The organism is uncultured Halorubrum sp. (genome assembly GCF_937146585.1).
Lineage (GTDB): Archaea > Halobacteriota > Halobacteria > Halobacteriales > Haloferacaceae > Halorubrum > Halorubrum miltondacostae.
Genome location: NZ_CAKZRO010000099.1, coordinates 19,731 through 39,057, shown reverse-complemented (window position 1 = coordinate 39,057; position 19,327 = coordinate 19,731). Strand labels below are relative to the sequence as shown.

19 protein-coding genes are annotated in these 19,327 nt (G+C 70.3%); 14 read left to right on the top strand and 5 right to left on the bottom strand.

The features are described from left to right. Window positions 1–103 precede the first annotated feature (103 nt). The 10 genes from Q0116_RS08600 to Q0116_RS08555 all read left to right on the top strand — a co-directional run bounded on the left by Q0116_RS08600 (window position 104) and on the right by Q0116_RS08555 (window position 8,769). Entirely contained in the window at window positions 104–451 is a 348-nt protein-coding gene (locus Q0116_RS08600) for an ATP-binding protein (protein ID WP_343230109.1), read from the top strand. 72 nt (window positions 452–523) lie between these two features. Next, window positions 524–1,432, top strand: coding sequence for a PhzF family phenazine biosynthesis protein (locus tag Q0116_RS08595; protein ID WP_297886935.1), 909 nt, complete (start codon window positions 524–526; stop codon window positions 1,430–1,432). Between the two features lie 49 nt (window positions 1,433–1,481). Next, window positions 1,482–1,676, top strand: a complete 195-nt coding sequence (locus tag Q0116_RS08590) for a hypothetical protein (protein WP_297886933.1) — start codon at window positions 1,482–1,484, stop codon at window positions 1,674–1,676. A 75-nt stretch (window positions 1,677–1,751) separates the two neighbouring features. After that, window positions 1,752–2,702, top strand: coding sequence for a calcium/sodium antiporter (locus tag Q0116_RS08585; RefSeq protein WP_297886930.1), 951 nt, complete (start codon window positions 1,752–1,754; stop codon window positions 2,700–2,702). 103 nt (window positions 2,703–2,805) lie between these two features. Continuing rightward, window positions 2,806–4,236, top strand: a complete 1,431-nt coding sequence (locus tag Q0116_RS08580) for a D-aminoacyl-tRNA deacylase (protein WP_297886928.1) — start codon at window positions 2,806–2,808, stop codon at window positions 4,234–4,236. Between the two features lie 146 nt (window positions 4,237–4,382). Beyond that, on the top strand, window positions 4,383–5,540 hold the full coding sequence (ftsZ, locus tag Q0116_RS08575) for a cell division protein FtsZ (protein WP_053771518.1): 1,158 nt from the start codon (window positions 4,383–4,385) through the stop codon (window positions 5,538–5,540). Window positions 5,541–5,652: 112 nt separating this feature from the next. Beyond that, window positions 5,653–5,829 carry a protein translocase SEC61 complex subunit gamma gene (locus Q0116_RS08570; RefSeq protein WP_017342689.1) on the top strand — a complete coding sequence of 59 codons (177 nt, stop codon included), beginning with the start codon at window positions 5,653–5,655 and terminating at the stop codon, window positions 5,827–5,829. Continuing rightward, window positions 5,829–6,281, top strand: coding sequence for a transcription elongation factor Spt5 (locus tag Q0116_RS08565; RefSeq protein ID WP_017342688.1), 453 nt, complete (start codon window positions 5,829–5,831; stop codon window positions 6,279–6,281). Before Q0116_RS08570 ends, Q0116_RS08565 begins: the two co-directional genes overlap by 1 nt. Before the next feature lie 121 nt (window positions 6,282–6,402). Continuing rightward, a complete protein-coding gene (gene artA, locus Q0116_RS08560; RefSeq protein ID WP_297886919.1) occupies window positions 6,403–7,365 on the top strand; it encodes an archaeosortase A in 963 nt (320 codons plus the stop codon). Between the two features lie 156 nt (window positions 7,366–7,521). Further along, window positions 7,522–8,769, top strand: a complete 1,248-nt coding sequence (locus Q0116_RS08555; protein ID WP_297886917.1) for a DUF4010 domain-containing protein — start codon at window positions 7,522–7,524, stop codon at window positions 8,767–8,769. 43 nt (window positions 8,770–8,812) lie between these two features. Here the strand turns inward: Q0116_RS08555 and Q0116_RS08550 are convergent, their stop codons facing one another. The 3 genes from Q0116_RS08550 to dph5 form a co-directional block, all read right to left on the bottom strand. Then, a complete protein-coding gene (locus Q0116_RS08550; RefSeq protein ID WP_297886915.1) occupies window positions 8,813–9,187 on the bottom strand; it encodes a CBS domain-containing protein in 375 nt (124 codons plus the stop codon). Window positions 9,188–9,297: 110 nt separating this feature from the next. Next, window positions 9,298–9,684: a CBS domain-containing protein gene (locus tag Q0116_RS08545; protein WP_297886913.1), complete on the bottom strand. Its 387-nt coding sequence runs from the start codon at window positions 9,682–9,684 to the stop codon at window positions 9,298–9,300. A 76-nt stretch (window positions 9,685–9,760) separates the two neighbouring features. Further along, window positions 9,761–10,558 carry a diphthine synthase gene (gene dph5, locus Q0116_RS08540; protein WP_297886911.1) on the bottom strand — a complete coding sequence of 266 codons (798 nt, stop codon included), beginning with the start codon at window positions 10,556–10,558 and terminating at the stop codon, window positions 9,761–9,763. Window positions 10,559–10,732: 174 nt separating this feature from the next. Between dph5 and Q0116_RS08535 the strand changes: the two genes are divergently transcribed. The 3 genes from Q0116_RS08535 (at window position 10,733) to lrpA1 (ending at window position 14,082) form a co-directional block, all read left to right on the top strand. Then, window positions 10,733–12,628, top strand: coding sequence for a 2-oxoacid:acceptor oxidoreductase subunit alpha (locus Q0116_RS08535; protein ID WP_297886909.1), 1,896 nt, complete (start codon window positions 10,733–10,735; stop codon window positions 12,626–12,628). A 3-nt stretch (window positions 12,629–12,631) separates the two neighbouring features. Beyond that, window positions 12,632–13,570, top strand: a complete 939-nt coding sequence (locus Q0116_RS08530) for a thiamine pyrophosphate-dependent enzyme (RefSeq protein ID WP_297886907.1) — start codon at window positions 12,632–12,634, stop codon at window positions 13,568–13,570. Between the two features lie 83 nt (window positions 13,571–13,653). Beyond that, window positions 13,654–14,082, top strand: coding sequence for an HTH-type transcriptional regulator LrpA1 (gene lrpA1, locus Q0116_RS08525; protein WP_297886905.1), 429 nt, complete (start codon window positions 13,654–13,656; stop codon window positions 14,080–14,082). Window positions 14,083–14,123: 41 nt separating this feature from the next. Here the strand turns inward: lrpA1 and Q0116_RS08520 are convergent, their stop codons facing one another. Next, window positions 14,124–14,597 carry an N-acetyltransferase gene (locus tag Q0116_RS08520; RefSeq protein WP_297886903.1) on the bottom strand — a complete coding sequence of 158 codons (474 nt, stop codon included), beginning with the start codon at window positions 14,595–14,597 and terminating at the stop codon, window positions 14,124–14,126. 113 nt (window positions 14,598–14,710) lie between these two features. Beyond that, the gene (gene ileS, locus Q0116_RS08515; protein WP_297886901.1) at window positions 14,711–17,863 is read right to left on the bottom strand and encodes an isoleucine--tRNA ligase; all 3,153 of its coding nucleotides are present in this window, start codon (window positions 17,861–17,863) and stop codon (window positions 14,711–14,713) included. Between the two features lie 198 nt (window positions 17,864–18,061). Between ileS and Q0116_RS08510 the strand changes: the two genes are divergently transcribed. Continuing rightward, on the top strand, window positions 18,062–19,324 hold the full coding sequence (locus Q0116_RS08510) for a carboxypeptidase-like regulatory domain-containing protein (RefSeq protein WP_297886899.1): 1,263 nt from the start codon (window positions 18,062–18,064) through the stop codon (window positions 19,322–19,324). The last annotated feature ends 3 nt before the right edge of the window (window positions 19,325–19,327 follow it).

The following is a 19,327-nucleotide window of genomic DNA, read 5'->3' as shown; positions in this document are numbered from 1 at the left end:
GCCGGTTGGGTTGAGTTCACCGCTCTTGTAAGGAGTTCATTCGCACGGAGGACTCGTTGGGGGTGACCGAAAAGACAAGAGGTGAACTTGCTACACGCACCCTCTGTATCTCGCACACAGATCCTATCAGTTCTTAAGGATTTCAACAGAGCCGGAAATCCGTATATCCAAGCGGTCGCAGCGGGAGGGACGAACAATGAGTGGGGAGCGCGTCCGGGTGTTGCTCGCAGACGGCGACGACCTCTACGTCGCGGACAACGGCCCGGGGATCCCGGCGGCGGACCGCGAGCGCGTCTTCCGGACGGGGTACACGACGAGTCCGGAGGGGACCGGGTTCGGGCTCGGCATCGTCAAGACGGTGACCGAGGCGCACGGGTGGACCGTCCGCGCCGCGGCCGCCGACGGCGGCGGCGCGCGGTTCGAGTTCGGCGACGCGGCCCGACAGGGGTAGCCGAGTCGACCGCGTCGTCGCCGTCGCCGCGCTCGGGAGGATTTTTGTCCGTGACCCGCGGAGGGGTTCGACATGGAGACCCGACGCGCGCTGCTCGTCGACGCGTTCACCGCGGAGCCGCTGGCCGGCAACCCCGCCGGCGTCGTCCCCGACGCGGAGGGACTGAGCGACGGACAGCTGGCCGCGGTCGCCGCCGAACTCGGCGCCTCGGAGACCGCGTTCCTGACCGACGGCGACGGCGCGGCCGACGACCGGCTCCGCTACTTCTCGCCGACCACGGAGGTCGACCTCTGCGGGCACGCCACGATCGCGACCTACGGGGCCCTGTTCGCCGAGGGCGCGATCGACGGCGGCGAGCGCACGCTCCGCACGAACGTCGGCGACCTCACGGTCGCGGTCGGCGACGACGGCACCGTCTGGATGCGGCAGCAGGCCCCGAGCGTCGAGGTCGTCGACGTGGACGCCGGCCGGCTCGGCGAGGCGCTCGGCGTCGACCCCGCCGCGCTGCGCGACGTCGGGGCGGACCTCCCCGTCGCGGTCGCGTCGACCGGCCTCCCGTTCCTCGTCGTCCCGGTGAACTTCTTGGAGCGGCTGGGCGAGGCCGACCCGAACGACGCCGCCGTCGAGCGCCTCTCGGAGGAGTTCGACGTGGCGGGCGTGTACGCGTTCACCTTCGACGCGCTCGACGCCGATTCGACGCTCCACGGCCGGGCGTTCGTCCCGTCGCTCGGGATCGCGGAGGACCCGGTCACGGGCACCGCGAGCGGGGCGGTCGGCGGGTACCTCCGGCACGTCAACGCCTTCGACGGGGACGAGCCGGACGAGTTCCGGTTCGAGCAGGGACACTTCCTCGACCGACCGGGGCACGTCCGCGTGCGCGTCGAGCCCGACGGCGTCCGCGTCGGCGGCCGCGCGTCGGTCGCGCTCGACGGCGAGATCCGGATTCCCGACGACGAGGAGGACGAGATACTCGAGGCGTGAGCCGCGCCGCAGACAGAACGTTTAGGATCGCTCGCGACGTATGAAGCGTATGAAGTTCGACCTTCCGCGTGCGGCAGCGATCCTCGTACTGATCGTCGCGATCGGCGCCGGCGGCCTCATCGGCGGCGGCATGATGCCCCTCCAGACGACGCTGATGATGGTCGTCCCGTCGATGCTCGTCTTCGGCGGCCTCGCGTTCGCGATCGGCGTGAAGCACGGGGAGTTCCGCTCGACGCACGCCTGATCCCGGGTCCGCGGCGGCGGCCGCAGGCGGTTCGGAATCACGATCCTTTTGAAACCCGCCCGCGAACCCGGAGCCGTGCTGCCCGGGTCGCCACTCGTCGAACTGCTGTTGATCCTCGGCGGCGTCGCCCTCCTCTACGCCGGCGCGGAACTGCTCGTCTCGGGCGCGAGCGACCTCGCGCTCGCCGTGGGGCTGAAGGCGTCGACCGTCGGCGTCACCGTCGTGGCGTTCGCGACCACCGCCCCGGAGCTCTTCGTCTCCCTGCTCGGCGCGGTGACGGTGTCGACCGACATCGGGCTGGGCGCCATCGTCGGCTCGAACGTCGCCAACATCGGCCTGGTGTTGGGGGTGTCCGCGATCATCCGCCCGCTCGACGTCTCGGGGACCGTGTTCCGCCGGCACGTCCCGTTCATGATACTCGCCGCGTTGCTGCTCGTCGGGCTCGGCTGGGACGGGCGGATCGGCCTCTTCGACGGCGTGGTGCTGCTCGCGGTCCTCGTCGCGTTCACCGCCGCGATCCTCTGGAGCGTCCGGCAGAACCAGTCGGCGATCACCGACGAGGAGCGTGACGGGATGCCCGACGCGAAGGGGCGCGACGCCGCGGCCGTCGTCGGCGGCATCGTCGCGCTCGTCCTCGGGTCGCGGTGGCTCATCGACGGCGGCGAGTCGCTGCTGTCGGCCGCCGGCTTCTCCGACATCTTCATCGGGCTCACGGTGCTGGCGCTCGGCACGTCGCTCCCGGAGTTGGCCGCCAGCCTCGTGGCCGCCGTGCGCGGCGAGGCCGAGTTCAGCGTCGGTAACGTCGTCGGCTCGAACATCTACAACATCCTCGCGGTCATCGGCATCGTCGCCGTGGTGACCCCCATCGGCGTCGCGCCGGGCGTCCGCGGCTTCGAGTTCCCCGCGCTGCTCGCGTTCACGGCGGTCGTCGTCGGGATGATGGCGTACGGCGAGCGGATCACCCGCGTCGACGGCGTCGCCCTCACCGTCGGCTACGGCGTCTTCGTGTACCTGTTGCTCCCGTGAGCCGGGGGACGACCCCGAGCGGCGCGGTCGCGGCGGCCCCTCGCGGAACCGCGGCGGAGGCCGAACCGACGGGTATTCGGCCGCGGCCGGCTGAACACGTGGCGTGATAGCGATCGTCGTCAGCCGGGCCGACAGCGCCTCGGCGCACATCGGCGAACGGCTGCTGGAGGTCGGCGACTGGGAGGCGCGCGAGGACGAGTCGCGCCCGGACGCCGACGGGGGCGGAACGTACTACCGGACCGCGGGCTTCGAGCTCCGCGAGTTCGACGAGCTCCACATCCGCCTCTCGGACCCGGCCGCCGCGTTCGACTGCGACCCCGCCTTCCTCGCGTTCGTCTCCAGGCACTCGGGTGAGACGGGGGAGCTCCTGACCGCGCACGTCACCGGAAACTTCGGCGAGGCGAAGTACGGGGGCGACCCCGAGTCGCTGGCGCGGGCCGCGCCGGGCGCGGAGAAGCGCGTCGTCGAGGCGCTCGCGCGACACGCGCCGGGGGGGTACGATGTCGGCGTCGAGTGTACGCACCACGGGCCGACTGACGTCGCCGTCCCGTCGCTGTTCGTCGAGCTCGGGTCCGACGAACCGCAGTGGGAAGACCCCGAGGCGGCCGCGGCGGTGGCGCGGGCGGTCCTCGACCTCCGCGGGACGGGCGCGGACCTCGTCGACGACGCCGCGACCGAGGCGCACCCCCGCCACGTCGTCGGCTTCGGCGGCGGCCACTACGCGCCGCGGTTCACGCGGATCGTCCGCGAGACCGAGTGGGCGGTGGGCCACGTCGGCGCGGACTGGGCGCTCGCCGACCTCGGCGCGCCGGCGGCGAACCGCGACGTGATCGACGCCGCCTTCGAGCGCAGCCGCGCCGACCGGGCCGTGATCGACGGCGACCGCCCGGAGCTCGCCGCGGTCGTCGAGGAGCTCGGCCACCGGGTGGTGAGCGAGACGTGGGTGCGCGAGGTCGGCGACGCCCCGCTCACGCTCGTGGAGCGGCTGGAGGCGGCGATCGGTCCGGTCGACGAGGGGCTCCGGTTCGGCGCGGTCGTCGACGAGGTCTCCGAAGCGGCGGTGGCCGAGGCGGACGACGCCGTCGGCCTCGAGGCGGCGGTCCGCGTCCGCGACCTCCCGGCGGAGCTGCTCGCCCGGGCGCAGGGGCTCGACGCCGAGGCCGCGCGGGAGGCGGTCGAACGGGTCGCCGTCGCGTTCGACACGGAGCAGGGCGGGACCCGCGCCGCCGGCCGCGTCGCGTTCGCGGCCGGTCCGGAGACGCCGGGGTACGCGGCCCTCGTCGAGGGGTTGGCCGGCGTGCTGGAGGCGTGCTACGACGACGTCGAGGTGGCGCCCGAGCGGAGTGCGGTCGTCGCCGACGAGACGGCGTTCGACCCCGGACTGGCGGCCGAGCGGGGCGTTCCGGAGGGGCCGGCGTTCGGGCGCCTCGCGGACGGGGAGGCCGTCGAGGTCGACGGCGAGACCGTCGAGCCGGGCGACGTGTCGCGGACGCGGACGGACCGGTTCCCGATCGACGGGGCCGCGCTGGAGTGATTTATAAGCGCCGCCGACGCCGACGGAAACCGGTGTGATAGCCGTACACTCGGTGGTCGGCCGCGAACGCCGCCGATTTCGGCGTCCGACCTGCGTCAGACGATCGGGCAAAAATAAATACGTCCGGGTCGCAACGACACGACATAATGGACTCTATCGTTGAGGACGCCATCGACGAAGCCGAAGAGGCCCCCGCAGACGACGCCGGGGGAGCCGGCGAGAGCGCCGCCGGAGGGAGCGCCGGCGCGCCGCCGCAGACCGGGACGATGACGGACGACGAGCTACAGGACGTCCTCCAGGACCTCCAGACGAACATCACGGTCGTCGGCTGCGGGGGCGCCGGCGGCAACACGGTCAACCGAATGACAGAGGAGGGGATCCACGGCGCGAAGCTGGTCGCCGCCAACACCGACGTCCAGCACCTCGTCAACATCGAGGCCGACACGAAGATCCTCATGGGCCAGCAGAAGACGCAGGGGCGCGGCGCGGGCTCGCTCCCGCAGGTGGGCGAGGAGGCCGCCATCGAGTCCCAAGAGGAGATCCAAGACGCCATCGACGGCTCCGACATGGTGTTCGTCACCGCCGGGCTCGGCGGCGGCACCGGGACCGGCTCCGCGCCGGTCGTCGCGAAGGCGGCCCGCGAGTCGGGCGCGCTCACCATCGCCATCGTCACGACGCCGTTCACGGCCGAGGGCGAGGTCCGCCGGACGAACGCCGAGGCCGGCCTGGAGCGGCTCCGCGACGTGAGCGACACGGTCATCGTCGTCCCCAACGACCGCCTGCTCGACGCGGTCGGGAAGCTCCCCGTCCGGCAGGCGTTCAAGGTGTCCGACGAGGTGCTGATGCGCTCGGTGAAGGGGATCACGGAGCTCATCACGATGCCCGGCCTCGTCAACCTCGACTTCGCCGACGTCCGCACCGTGATGGAGAAGGGCGGCGTCGCGATGATCGGGCTCGGCGAGTCCGACTCCGACTCGAAGGCGCAAGACTCCGTGAAGTCCGCGCTGCGCTCGCCGCTGCTCGACGTCGACATCTCCGGCGCGAACTCCGCGCTGGTGAACGTCACCGGCGGCACCGACATGTCGATCGAGGAGGCGGAGGGCGTCGTCGAGGAGATCTACGACCGGATCGACCCCGACGCGCGGATCATCTGGGGGACCTCCGTCGACGACGAGCTCGAGGGCGAGATGCGCACGATGATCGTCGTGACCGGCGTCGAGTCGCCGCAGATCTACGGGAGCAACGGCGAGCCGCCGGAGGGCGGCGCCCCGAGCGACGTCGAGGACATCGACTACGTGGAGTGACGGGCCTGCGGCGGGGGCTCCGAGGAGGGGCCACGGGTAACGGACGCGCGCCGCGTCGTTCCGGGGGCGCATCAAAAGGTAAAAACCGTCTCGTCTCGAATCCGCTGGTAACATGGACGTTCCGTACGATCTCAACAGCTACATTCGGGTGCTGAAGCTGGCGAGCACGCCGAGCACCGACGAGTTCCTCCAGGTGTCGAAGATCGCCGGCGCGGGTATCCTGCTCATCGGGTTCATCGGGTTCCTGATCTTCGCGATCATGAGCCTGCTCCCGGGGGTCGGCGCGTAATGCCGATCTACTCGGTCAAGACGACGGCGAGCCAAGAGCGCACCGTCGCCGACATGCTCGCCGAGAAGGAGGCGCCGGAGATCCAAGCGGTCATCGCCCCCGACCAGCTCACCAGCTACGTGATGGTCGAGGCGACCGACGGGACCGCGTTCGGGCGCATCCTCGACGAGATCCCGCACGCCCGCGGCGTCATCCAGGGCGGCGACGGGCCCGCCGAGAGCCCCTTCTCCGAGGTCGAGCACTTCCTCTCGCCGACCCCGGACGTGGAGGGGATCGGCGAGGGCGACATCGTCGAGCTGATCGCCGGCCCGTTCAAGGGCGAGAAGGCGCGCGTCCAGCGCATCGACGAGGGGAAAGACCAAGTGACCGTCGAGCTGTACGAGGCGACCGTCCCGATCCCGGTGACGGTCCGCGGCGACCAGATCCGCGTCCTCGACAGCGAGGAACGGTAGTTCCTCGGATCGAGCGAGCGGCGCGCCGGCGGGCGGCGAAGCCCGCCTCGACCCGGTGATCTGACCCCGGCGTCGCACGCAACGACAAGGGCTTTATTCGACGACGACCGACTTCACGGATATGTTCGGCCACGGCGCGCCGGCGGTGTTGAGCGTGATTCCCGACACGTTCACGTTCGCGTGGATCGTGGCGATCCTCTTCGCGACGGCGTGGCTGCTCGACAGCCGCGGGCTGGCCGCGGGGCGCACGCTCGCGGCCGCGACGTGGGCGCTGTTCGGGATCTTCTGGCTGTCGACGGTGCCGTACTTCGCGCTCGAACACCAGAGCTACGTCGAGTCGATCCTCGCGCTCGTCGGGTTCCCGGCGAGCGTGTACGCCGGCTACCTCCTCTACGACGGCCGGGCGTCGCTGTTCACCCTCACCCGGGCGATCGCGCTCATGCTGTTCATCTACCTCCCGTTCGAGACGATCCCGGCGTTCACGTTCGCCGGCGTCGCGGTCCCGGAGCCCCGCCGGATCCTCATCGAGGTCGTCGCGTCGCAGACGGGGGCGCTCATCGACCTCCTCGGGTACGCGCCCGAGGCGGTGACGAGCAGCGAGGGGTACCAGGCGGCGTACTCGTGGACCCTCGACGACGGCCACACCGTCGTCATCCACATCGTGCTGGCGTGTACGGGGCTTGGGAGTATGGCCATCTTCGGCGGGCTCGTCGCCGCCGTCGAGGCGCCGCTCGCCCGGAAGCTCCGCGCGCTCGCGGTGTCGCTCCCGCTCATCTACGTCCTGAACATCCTGCGGACGACGTTCATTTCGGTGGTGGCGGGCAACCAGTACATGCACTGGTACCCGGACCTGGTGTTGACGATGTTCGGCGCGACCGACCCGTACCGCGTGTCGTTCCTCATCTCCGACCGGATCATGAGCCAGCTGCTGGCGGTGGTGGCGCTCATCGCGATCACCTTCCTCGCGGTCCGGGAGCTGCCCGAACTGGCCGTCATCTTGGAGGACGTGCTCTACCTCCTCACCGGCGAGGAACACGACCTGACGGAGGCGCTCGACCTCCCGCGCGAACCGACGAACCGGTAGCGTCGGCGTCGCGTCCTCGAATCACCGCCCGGATATATACTCCTATATAGCAAACTATAGACGTAACGGTCGGGTACGGACGACTATGGCTCCGAGGGCACGGAACGGACCCCCGAGCGTCGGCCGCGGGGTGCGGTCGGACGGGGGTGAGCGGCGGTGTTAGGCGGGGTCGACCCGTTCGTCTACCTCGAGACGAACGTCGCCAAGCTCGTGTTAGCGACCGCGCTCGGCATGTTCCTCGGGTTAGAGCGGGAGTGGTCACAGAAGTCCGCTGGGATCCGGACGTTCGCGCTGATCAGCCTCGCGGCCGCGGTGTTCTCGCTGCTCGGCGAGTCGGGACTCCTCGTCGTCGGGGGGGCGCTGGTGGTCGCCAGCGCGGTGCTGCTCGCGGTCCGGAGCTTCGTGGAGCCCGAGGTCGACGGGCTCTCGCTGACGACGTCGGCGTCCATGCTCGTCGCGTACGGGGTCGGCGTGCTCGTCGCCGAGGGGCTGTTCATCGAGTCGGTGACGGTGGCGGTCCTCTCGTCGCTGCTGCTCGTGTTGAAGCGGGAGCTCCACCAGTTCGCGTGGGGGCTCTCGCGCGAGGAGGTCCGCAGCGCGGTGGAGTTCACCATCCTCGCGTTCGTCGTCTTCCCCCTGCTGCCCGCGGAGACGATCGACCCGTGGGGCGCGGTCCAGCCGCGGCTCGTCTGGTCGCTCGTGGTCGCGGTCAGCGCCATCGGCTTCGTCAACTACGTGCTGGTGAAGCGGTACCAGGGCCGCGGATACGCGGTGACCGGCTTCTTCGGCGGGCTCGTCAACTCGACGGCGGTCGTCGCCGAGATGGCCGAGCGCGCGAAGGGGCGGGCGGACCTCGGGGAGATCGCGGTGGGGTCGATCCTGCTCGCGAACGCCGCCATGGCCCTCCGGAACGCCGCCGTCGTGGCGGCCTTCGTCCCCGAGGCGGCGCTCGTCGTCGGCGCGCCGCTCGGCGCGATCACCGTCGCGGGGATCGGGATCGCGGTGTGGCGCAGCGACTGGCGGACGACGATGGAGGCGGAACTGACCTCGCCGTTCAGCCTCGGGAACGCGCTCACCTTCGGCGCGCTCTTCCTGGTCGTGTTGCTCGTCTCCGCGGTCGCCGAGCGGGCCTTCGGCGCGGGCGGGTTCGTCGCCACCGCCTTCCTCGCGGGGCTGGTGTCGTCGGGGACCGCGACGACCACGGCGATCTCGCTGCTGGGGACCGGACAGATCGGCGTCGACACCGCGGTCGCGGGCGTGGTCGCCGGGACGGCCGCCAGCATCCTCGTGAAGACCGCGTTCGCGGCGAGCATCGCGCGCGACCTGGTCCGGCCGGTGTTCCTCTGGAACCTCCTGTTGATCGCCGTCGGCGCGGCGGTCGGGCTCCCGCTGTTGCTGTCGTGAGCGGCGTCGATTACGGCGCGTCGCCGGGTCGGACGGGGCCGCGTCAGGAGATGTGTTCCGCGATGTCCGTCGACGACATCATCCCGACGTAGTCGCCGTCGACGACCGGGAGGTGTTTCACGCCGTACATCGTCATCATCGCGGCGACCTCCTCCAGCATGAGGTCGGGCGTCACCGTTTCGACGTCCTCGGTCATCACGTCGCGGACCGTCGTCGCCTCCGGGTCGCGCCCCTCGGCGACCGCCGCGACGACGTCGCTCTGCGTGACGATACAGCCGCCGCCCGTCGTCACGACGAGCGCGCTGATGTTCTCGTCCCGCATCAGCCGGGCGGCGTCGCGGACCGGGGCGTCCCCGCCGATCGTCTCAAGCGGCGTCGACATCACGTCCGCGACGCGGGTCCTGTCGTCGAGATCCATGCCCCGCTGTGTGTTATCGCATATCATTACTCTTCCGGAACGCACAATCGGCGGAGCGGACCGGTCGACCGCCGGGAGGATCGGGCGGACTGGCGGGCGTCAGGGGCGCGTCACCCGACCCGCGAGAGGTACGCCGTGAGGTCGGTCGTCGACACCATCCCCACGGGTTCCCCGCGGTCGTCGGTGACGGGGAGGTGAGTGTAGCCGTGCGCGGTCGGCTCCGCCAGCTCCGCCACCGTGTCCTCGCGGCCGACGGCGACCACGTCGGTCGTCATGAACGCCTCGACGGGCGTCCGGTCCTTCGGGTCGTTGTCGCGGACGAGGGCGACGAAGTCCGTGGCGGTGATCAGTCCGGCCAGCGTCCCGTCGGGGTCGACGACGAGGAGCGAGCCGACGCCGGTGTCGCGCATCCGCTTCGCCGCGTCGGCCGCGTCGGCTCCCCGTTCGATTGTCGTCAGGTCGGTCGACATGAGTCGGTCCACGGGCACGTCGTTCATGCTGCGTGGTAACGCGGGCCGTGATATTCAAGCGTGCGGTCGGATTAAACCGGTCCGTCCCGCCACCGCGGGGGTCTCACTCGTCGACGAGCGACTCGGGAGCGCCGGCGAGGCCGACGAGCGCGTCCGCCTCGACGTGGTGGAGCTCGCCGGGGATCACGAGCAGGTGGAGCGGGTCGCCGAACTCGCGGTCGGCGAGCGCGCTCAGTCGGTCGGCCGCGACGACGGCGTCCGGCGAGCCGGCGCGGGCGACGACGACCGCGAGCTCGTCGCGCCAGCCGTCGGCGAGCAGGTCCGCGGCGACGTCCGCCGTCATGTACTCCTCGTGGTCGGGGTCCGGTCCGGTCGGGCCCGTCCCCACTTTGATGTCGAGGTAGACGACGGTGTGGAGCCCGCGCTCCCGGTTCGCCTCGATCGTCTCGACCACGCTCGCGGGGACGCCGTCGCCGCCGTGCGCGTACGGGAACGGGAGCGTCGTCGCCTTGCCGAACCGGTAGTTCTGGAGGCCGGTCAGGCTCGACGCCGCCGACTGGGCGGTCACGCCGTGGATCACCCGCGTGTCGATCCCGCGCTCCGCGGCGCGGAGGCGGAGGTCGGTGTGAGTGGTCGAGATCATCGTGTCGCCGGCCGTGAGGAACGCGGCGTCGCCGGACTCGGCCGCCGCGAGTATCGGCTCCGGGTCCCGCTCGACGCCGGCGCGGTCGCGCACCTCGACGTCGACGCCGTGGTGCGCCTCGAGGTCGGCGACGTCGGCGCCGACCAGTCGGCTGGTGTAGAACTCCGCGAAGACGCGGTCGGCCTCGCGGAGCGCCTCGCGCCCCTCGACGGTGACGGAGCGCTCGTCGTAGAGGCCGAGTCCGATGAACGTGAGCATGCGGGCGCTCGGCGCGCGGCGAAGTAAAAGGGCGCGGAACCCCGGGCCGACGGTGTGAGAATGTTTCGCACCCTAATAGACCTTCATGATTGTCCCTTGGGATTCCATAGCAAGCCCTAAGAGGGAACCAGCATAACTTCCGGCCACGAGGCCCACTCGGGCTCACATACCACTATGACTGACGACGAACTCATCTGGCGGATATCGGGGGGATCCGGTGACGGGATCGCTTCGACCAGCCAGAACTTCGCGAAGGCCTTGATGCGATCGGGGCTCAACGTCTTCACGCATCGCCACTACCCGTCGCGGATCCGCGGCGGTCACACGTACACCGAGGTCCGCGCGTCGGCGGGCCCCGTCGAATCCCGCGGCGACGGGTACAACTTCCTGCTCGCGCTCGGCGACTCGTTCGCCCGCAACCCGCAGGAGGAAGCCGTCTACGGGAACGAGGAGATCAAACCGCTCTCGGAGAACTTAGACGAGCTCCGCGAGGGCGGCGTCATCGTCTACGACGAGGGGCTGCTCGACGCCTCGGAGATCCCGAACTTCGAGGAGCGTGCCGAGGAGAACGACTGGCACGTATACCCCCTCGACCTCCGCGGGCTCGCCCGCGACATGGGTCGCGAGGTCATGCGCAACACGGCCGGCGTCGGCGCGACCTGCGCGCTGACCGGCATGGAACTCGACCACGTCGAGGACCTGATGCGCGACGCGATGCCGGAGAAGATCCTCGACCCGAACCTCGAGATCCTCGAGACCGCCTACGAGCAGGTTCAAGAGGAGTACGACGTCGACGCGCCCGACGTCTCCGTCCCGACGGGCGAACACGACGAGACCCAACTGCTCATGTCCGGCTCGGACGCCATCGCCTACGGGGCCATCGACGAGGGCTGCCGGTTCATCTCCGGCTACCCGATGACCCCGTGGACCGAGGTGTTCACCATCATGTCGCAGAACCTGCCCAAGCTCGACGGGATCTCCGAGCAGGTGGAAGACGAGATCGCCGCGGCCGCGCTCGCGGTCGGGGCCTCGCACGCCGGCGTCAAGGCGATGTCCGGCTCCTCCGGCGGCGGGTTCGCGCTGATGTCCGAGCCGCTCGGGCTCGCCGAGATGACGGAGACGCCCGTCGTCCTCGTCGAGGCCATGCGCGCCGGCCCCTCGACTGGGATGCCGACGAAGCCGGAGCAGTCCGACCTCGAACACGTCCTCTACACGTCTCAGGGAGACTCCCAGCGCGTCGTGCTGGCCCCGGGTACCGTCGAGGAGGCGTACGAGCAGTCGCGGCTCGCCTTCCGGCTCGCCTACGAGTACCAGATCCCGACGATCCTGCTGTACGATCAGAAGCTCGGCGGCGAGCTGAAGAACGTTCCGAAGGACCACTTCGACCGCGAGCCGAACCCGACGCTCGGGAAGACGCTCTCGGAGGACGCGCTGTCCGAGCAGCCGCACAGCGGGGACGGGAAGTTCCACCGCTTCCAGCACGACGTCGACGACGGCGTCTCGCCGCGGTCGATCCCCGGCCAGAAGGGCGGGCGCTTCCTCGCGACGGGCAACGAGCACGACCCGACCGGCCACATCAGCGAGTCCCCGGAGAACCGGGTCGCGCAGATCGACCGGCGGGCCGAGAAGCTGGCCGCGATCCGCGAGGACCTCGACACCGAGGACACGGGGTCGTACGCCGGCCCCGAGGACGCCGAGTACGGCATCCTCACGTTCGGCAGCCAGCAGGGGACGGTCGAGGAGGCGGTCGGTCGCCTCAACGACGCCGGCGTCTCGGTGAAGTCGTACGGCGTCTCCGACATGCTGCCGTTCCCGACCGAGCAGGTCGAGGCCTTCGTCGAGAGCGTCGACGAGGTCCTCGTCGTCGAGATGACGGCGTCCGGACAGTTCCGCGGGCTCGTCCAGAAGAACCTCGGCCGCTACGGCGAGCGGCTGTCGAGCCTGCTGAAGTACAACGGGAACCCGTTCGAGCCGGCGGAGGTCGTCGACGGGTTCGAGGCCGCGATAATCGAGGGGGACAGCGACGCGTCCGACCATCAGACCACCTTCGTCCCAGCCGCAGGTGACTAACCAATGAGCACGTTTTCAGCGATCGGAGAGGAGCGAGAGATCGACCGCGACGAGTACACCCCCGGCGTGGAGCCGCAGCCGACCTGGTGTCCTGGCTGCGGTGACTTCAGCGTCCTGAAGGCGCTCAAGCAGGCGCTCCCGGAAGTCGGGCGCACGCCCGAGGAGACGCTGCTGTGTACCGGGATCGGCTGTTCGGGCAAGCTGAACAGCTACCTCGACACGTACGGGTTCCACACGATCCACGGGCGCTCGCTGCCCGTGGCCCGCGCCGCGAAGCTGGCGAACCCCGACCTCGAAGTGATCGCCGCCGGCGGCGACGGCGACGGCTACGGGATCGGTGGCAACCACTTCATCCACACGGCCCGGGAGAACCACGACATGACGTACATCGTCTTCAACAACGAGATCTTCGGGCTCACGAAGGGGCAGACCTCTCCGACCAGCCCGAAGGGCCACAAGTCGAAGACGCAGCCCTCCGGCAGCGCCAAGGAGCCGATCAAGCCGCTCTCGATGTCGCTCAACGCCGGGGCCTCGTACGTCGCCCGCACCGCCGCGGTGAACCCGAACCAGGCGAAGGAGATCATCACCGAGGCGATCGAGCACGACGGGTTCGCGCACGTCGACTTCCTCACCCAGTGTCCGACCTGGAACAAGGACGCGCGCCAGTACGTCCCGTACATCGACGTCAACGACTCGGACGACTACGAGTTCGACAAGACGGACCGCGTCGAGGCCGCGGAGATGATGCGCGAGACCGAGGAGTCGCTGTACGAGGGCGAGGTCCTCACCGGCCGCTTCTACGTCGACGAGGAGCGCCCCTCCTACGGCCAGGAGAAGCAGACGATCGGCGAGATGCCCGAGGAGCCGCTCGCCGAGCGCTACTGGGACGACGACTACGAGTGGGAGCGCTCCCACGACATGTTCCTCGACAAACACGCCTGAGCGGGCCCGGCGGCCGTTCACGGCGCAGTCGGTTCGTTTTTTGATTCGCAAGGTATTTTTTCGTTGGTGACAAACAGATACGTATGAGTACCGTATCGACGGAGGAACGGATTCTCTCTGTGTTAGAAGAGGACGCACAGGCGTCCTGCGGGGAGATCGCCGAACGGGCCGACGTCTCGAAGCCGACGGTGCGGAAGTACATCGACCGCCTCGAGGAGCGGGGCGTGATCGTCGGCTACTCGGCGGAGGTCGACCCGAAGAAGCTCTCGTCGCAGTCGATCGCCATGGTGGGGATGGACGTCGACTCCGGCCAGTACGTGGAGGCCACTCGGGAGCTGAAGTCGCTCGACGAGGTCCAGGCGCTGTATACCTCCTCCGGCGACCACATGCTGATGGCGGAGGTCCGCGCCGGCGACGGCGACGAACTCGGCGACGTCATCTCCGAGCAGCTGCTCGGCGTCGACGGCGTCACCGCGGCTCACCCCTCGTTCCTCCAGGAGCGACTGAAGTAATCGGCGCGCGGAAGACCGCTTTTCGACCGTCGCGTCCGCGCTCAGGTGAGGGTGCGCGGATCGGCGACGACGACCGACTCGTCGCCCGCCGGGCTGCGGCGGGTCCCGCGGGGCGCGAACCCGTGCGCGCTGAAGAACTCCTCCGCGCTGGGCCGGTCCGCGGGGACCGTCGCGCGGAGCACCTCGATCCCCTGGCCGGCGAGCGCGCTGCCGACCCGGGCGAGCAGTTCGTCTGCCACGCCCTCGCCGGCGCGGTTCGGGTGGACCCACAGCGCCAGCAGCTCCGCCTCCGTCCCGTCGGGGTCGGGGTGCGCGATCGCCAGGCCGACGGGTCCCTCCTCGTCGTGTTCCATCAGGAACGACCACTCCGCCTCGGCGGCGGCCTCGCGGACGCCGGCGGCGGACACGTCCAGTAAGGGCGCGCCGATGTCGTCGAACACCGTCTCCTCGCGGGCTCGCGAGACCGCCGTTCGAAGGTCCTCCGCGTCGTCGGGCCGAGCCGCCCGGACATCCATGTTCGACCGTGAGTAAAGAACGCACCTATAGGTTTCGGCATGCGTATTGTTGCCACGGTATCGCTCGGGCGAGAGCCGCGACCCGTTAGGGAAAAACGCGACGCGACGGGTCGCTACGCGACGGGCTCGACGCCGATCGTGACCGCGACGCCCTCGACCTCCCACTCCTCGACGAGGCCGCCCGCGGCGTCGGCGGCGTCGCTCGGGTCGCCGAGCCACGCGTCGGCGCGCACCTCGCCGGCGATCAGGTCGGCGTGGTCCTCGACGAAGCCGGCGACGCGGTCGTCGTCGACCGCGACCCCGACGCGGATCCGCGCCTCAACGTCTAAGTCGAGCTCCTTCCGCATCTCCTGGATCCGGCGGATCACGTCGCGGGCGTACCCCTCGGACTCGATGTCGGCGGTCAGCGAGGTGTCGACGTAGACGGTGCCGCCCTCGAAGTCGGCGCCGGAGACGTTCTCCGGCGGCTCCGCGACGTACTCGACCATCTCGTCGTCGAGGTCGACGGGCTCGCCGTCGACGGCGACCGCGCCGCCCTCGATTTCGGCGCGGGTCGCGCCCTGGACCGCCTCCATCACCTTCTGTGCGTCGCCGCCGAACGCCGGGCCGATGGCGGCCATCTGCGGCTCCGCGGTCTCGACCAGCTCGTCGAAGGCCTCGGTGACCACCACGTCGCGGGCGTTGACGCGGTCGGCGATCAGCGGTTCGAGGCGGTCGACCGCGCCCGCGACCGTCTCGTCGTCCGTCTCGACCACGACGCGCGGCACGGGCCAGCGGAGCTTGCGGCCGGCCTGCTGGCGCGCGTTCGCGGCCGCCTCCTCGATGTCGCGGAAGGCCGCCACGTCGCGTTCGAGGTCCTCGTCGCGCAGGCCCGCGTCCGGCTTGGGGTACGACAGCGCGTGGACCGTCGTCGCCCCGCCGTCGAGCCGCTGGTACATCCGCTCGGTGAGGTACGGCGCGATCGGCGCGAGCAGCCGGATCACCTCGTCGAGGACCGTCGCGAGCGTGGCGTACGCGCCGCGCTTCGAGGCGGAGTCGGCCTCCTCCCACATGCGGTCGCGGACGGCCTTCACGTAGAACCGCGAGACGTCCTGCGTGACGAACTCGATCACGGCGTTGACGGCGTCGCTGACCCGGTAGTCGTCCCAGGCGTCGGCGACCTCGGCCTCGACGGACTGGAGCCGAGAGAGCACCCACTCGTCGACGAGTTCGAGCTCGCCGTCCGAGAGGTCGGCGTCGGCCGGGTCGTAGCCGTCGAGGTCCATGTACTCCAGGGGGAACCGGAACACGTTCCAGAGGATGTTGAGCTTGCCCTGGATCTCGCCGAGCCCGTCCCACTCGAACGCGAGGTCGACGCCCTGCTGGTCGTGGCTGAGCAGGTAGGTGCGGAGCGGGTCGCGGCCGGCGCGGTCGATCGCCTCCTCCGGCGTGACGATGTTGCCGACCGACTTCGACATCTTCCGGCCGTCCTCGTCGTTGGCGAAGCCGTGCATCAGCACCTCCTCGTAGGGGATCTCGCCGACCGCGGCGGTGCCCATACCGAGCTGCGACCAGAACCAGCCGCGGGTCTGGTCGTGCGCCTCGATGATGAGGTCGGCGGGCCACAGCTCGTCGTGCGCGGCCTCGTCGCTCGGGTAGCCGAGCGTGCCCCACGAGGCGACCGAGGAGTCGAGCCACACGTCGAACACGTCCTCGACGCGGCGGTAGGTCGTCCCGTCCTCGACGATCGTGAGGTCGTCGACGGCGGGGCGGTGGAGGTCGATCGACTCGGGGTCGACCTCCTCCTCGACGCGCTCGGCGAGCTCCTCGCGGGTGCCGACCACGATCATGTCCTCGTCGAGGTTCCCCGCCTCGGCGTCCTCGGGGACCCAGATCGGGATCGGGACGCCCCAGTAGCGCTGGCGGGAGACGTTCCAGTCGGGCGCGTCCTGGATGAAGTCGCGGAAGCGGTTGTCGCGCGCCCAGTCGGGGTGCCACTCCGAGTCCTCCATGTTGTCGAGGAGGTCGTCTTTCACGTCCGTGATCGAGATGAACCACTGGTCGGTGACCAGCTGGATGATCCCGGTGTCACAGCGCCAGCAGTGGCCGTAGCTGTGGTCGACGGTGCCGTGCGCGAGCATGTGGCCGTCCGCGACCAGGTCCTCGATGATGTCGTCGTTGGCGTCGCGCACGAACTGGCCGGCGTACTCGCCGGCGGCCGCCTCGAACTCGCCGTTCGGCCCGACGGGGCAGTGGACGTCGAGCCCGAGCTCGGTGCCGCGGTGGAAGTCCTCCTCCCCGTGGCCGGGGGCGGAGTGGACGAGCCCGGTCCGGTCGGCCTCGACGTAGTCCGCGGCGTACACCCGTCCGGCGCCCTCGAAGTCGGGGTACTCGGCGACGCGGTCGGCGAGCGGGTGGTCGTACGCCCAGCCGACGAGCTCGTCGCCGGTCAGCTCCGCCTCGATCTCGTAGTCCTCGTAGCGCCCCTCGCCGAGCACGTCCTCGACGCACTCCGCGGCGACGTAGAGGAGCTCCGACTCGCCGTCCTTCTCCGCGCGGACCGCGTTGTAGGTGAGCTCCTCGTCGACGGCGACGAAGGTGTTCGCGGGAATGGTCCACGGCGTCGTCGTCCAGATGACGAGGCTCCCCTCGCGGTCGGCGAGCGGGAACTTCACGTAGACCGAGGGGTCCTCGACGTCCTCGTACTCGACCTCGTTGTTGGCGAGCCCGGTCTCGCAGCGCGGGCACTGCGAGATGGACCGCTTCCCCTGCTCGACGAGCCCGTTGTCGGCGACCTCGGAGAACGCCCACCAGGCGGCCTCCATGTACTCCGGCGAGATGGTCTCGTACGGGTTCTCCCAGTCCATCCACGCGCCGATGGACTTGAAGTCCTCGTCCATCGCCGCCCGGTTCTCCAGGGCGAACTCCTTGCACTTCTCGATGAACGACTCCATCCCGTACTCCTCGATGTCCCGCTTGTTCTCGAAGCCGAGCTCCTCCTCGACTTTCACCTCGATCGGGAGCCCGTGCATGTCGTAGCCGGGGCGGTCGGTGACGCGGTGGCCGGTCATCCGCTTGTACCGGATGACGGCGTCTTTCAGCGTCTTGTTCCAGGCCGTCCCGAGGTGCATCTGCCCGGAGGTGTACGGCGGGCCGTCCACGAAGAAGAACGGCGGGTCGTCGGCGTGCGCCTCCTTCGCCGCCTCGTAGGCGTCGTGGTCGTCCCAGTACTCGTCGACCGCGGCCTCGACGTCCGCGGGCGCGTACTGGTCGTCGATCTGCTCCATACGCGTTGGTCTGCGCGCGCGTATTTGAATACGGCGGAGTCGTGGGAACGGTTCGGATCGAACCGCCCCGACCAGGGGCCCGCGCGGTCGCCTCGCGGCCTGAGCGACTGCGCCCGCTCGGAGCCGACCGCGGCCTCGCGGGCGAGACCGGTAGCAGCCCCATACCAATATATGACCGGCGCGTTTAGCGTGCCGTATATGAACGTCTCACGCCCGGTCCTCGTCCTCGCGGTAGCCCTGTTCGTCGCCGCCGTCGCGGCCGGCGGCGTGGTCGGTCAGCAGGCGGACCCGGTGACGCTCACCGTCGCCGTCGCCGATCAGGACGGCGACGCGCTCGGCGGCGTGACCGTCGAGGCGGCGTGGGAGACCGAGTCGGGGGAGACGGGGACCGCGTCCGGGACGACGGCGAGCAACGGGAACGTGCTCCTCGACGTGCCCGAGGGAGCGAGCGTCGAACTCGACGTCGACGACGACACCTACGTCCGAAATCGGCCGCTTCGGATCGACAACGCGACCGCGAGGGACGTCGACCTCGGCGTCACCCGGAGCGGGACCGCGCTCGTGTCGGTCGTCGACGGCCAGAACCGTTCGCAGGCCGACGCGCGGGTGACCGTCCGCGAGGACGGCCGGACGGTCGACCGCGGGGAGACCGGCTCGGACGGCACCTACGAGACGGCGCGCCTCGAGCGCGGCGACTACGACGTCATCGTCGTGAAGCCGGGGTACTTCGAGTCGTCGCGCGCCGTGACGGTGGGCGAGGACAACGAGACCGAGATCGCGATCGAACGCGGCACCACGACCCTCGACGTCCGCACGTTCGACGACCACTTCGACCCGCCGATGCCGATCGAGGCGGGGGCGGTGCGGGCCTCCTCGTCGGTGTTCGACGGACGGGTGAGCGTGACCGAGGGGACGGCCTCGCTCACCGTGCCCGTGAACGCGCTGTACACCGTCGAGGTCGTCAAGGAGGGGTACGAGCCGTCCGTCGAACGGGTCAGGGTGCGGGAGTCGCCGGTGAGCGCGAACGCCACCGCGCAGCGGAGCGCCGCCCTCTCCGTTTCCGCGGCGAACGAGGCAGTCATCGTCGGCGAGACGACGCGCGTGACCGTGCGGAACGCCTACGACGAGCCGGTCGCGGGCGCGACCGTCGAAGTGGACGGCGAGGTCGTCGGGGAGACCGACGACCGCGGCGAGCTCGAATTGCCGATCCGGACCGCCGGCGACCGGACGGTCGTCGCCCGGAACGACGACGCGACGGCCGACCCGATAACCGTGACGGGGGTCGAGCAGTCTGAGGAGCCCGTCGGGAACGACTCCGACGACGAGGGGGCGGGGAGCGGCGGAGACGGCTCCGGCGGCGACGACGGGGCCACCGACGACGAGAATCCCGGGTTCGGGGTCGTCGCGGCGCTCCTCGCCGTCTTGACCGTGGCCGTCGCGAGCCGCGTCCGCGGTCGGTGAGGG

What these genes read in the sequence shown, in the direction of transcription:
- Q0116_RS08565 (WP_017342688.1), top strand. Translation starts at nt 5,829, where the DNA reads ATGCCGATCTACTCGGTCAAGACGACGGCGAGCCAAGAGCGCACCGTC.
- Q0116_RS08590 (WP_297886933.1), top strand. Translation starts at nt 1,482, where the DNA reads ATGAAGTTCGACCTTCCGCGTGCGGCAGCGATCCTCGTACTGATCGTC.
- Q0116_RS08535 (WP_297886909.1), top strand. Translation starts at nt 10,733, where the DNA reads ATGACTGACGACGAACTCATCTGGCGGATATCGGGGGGATCCGGTGAC.
- ftsZ (WP_053771518.1), top strand. Translation starts at nt 4,383, where the DNA reads ATGGACTCTATCGTTGAGGACGCCATCGACGAAGCCGAAGAGGCCCCC.
- artA (WP_297886919.1), top strand. Translation starts at nt 6,403, where the DNA reads ATGTTCGGCCACGGCGCGCCGGCGGTGTTGAGCGTGATTCCCGACACG.
- lrpA1 (WP_297886905.1), top strand. Translation starts at nt 13,654, where the DNA reads ATGAGTACCGTATCGACGGAGGAACGGATTCTCTCTGTGTTAGAAGAG.
- Q0116_RS08595 (WP_297886935.1), top strand. Translation starts at nt 524, where the DNA reads ATGGAGACCCGACGCGCGCTGCTCGTCGACGCGTTCACCGCGGAGCCG.
- Q0116_RS08520 (WP_297886903.1), bottom strand. Translation starts at nt 14,597, where the DNA reads ATGGATGTCCGGGCGGCTCGGCCCGACGACGCGGAGGACCTTCGAACG.
- dph5 (WP_297886911.1), bottom strand. Translation starts at nt 10,558, where the DNA reads ATGCTCACGTTCATCGGACTCGGCCTCTACGACGAGCGCTCCGTCACC.
- Q0116_RS08570 (WP_017342689.1), top strand. Translation starts at nt 5,653, where the DNA reads ATGGACGTTCCGTACGATCTCAACAGCTACATTCGGGTGCTGAAGCTG.
- Q0116_RS08545 (WP_297886913.1), bottom strand. Translation starts at nt 9,684, where the DNA reads ATGAACGACGTGCCCGTGGACCGACTCATGTCGACCGACCTGACGACA.
- Q0116_RS08550 (WP_297886915.1), bottom strand. Translation starts at nt 9,187, where the DNA reads ATGGATCTCGACGACAGGACCCGCGTCGCGGACGTGATGTCGACGCCG.
- Q0116_RS08530 (WP_297886907.1), top strand. Translation starts at nt 12,632, where the DNA reads ATGAGCACGTTTTCAGCGATCGGAGAGGAGCGAGAGATCGACCGCGAC.
- ileS (WP_297886901.1), bottom strand. Translation starts at nt 17,863, where the DNA reads ATGGAGCAGATCGACGACCAGTACGCGCCCGCGGACGTCGAGGCCGCG.
- Q0116_RS08510 (WP_297886899.1), top strand. Translation starts at nt 18,062, where the DNA reads ATGAACGTCTCACGCCCGGTCCTCGTCCTCGCGGTAGCCCTGTTCGTC.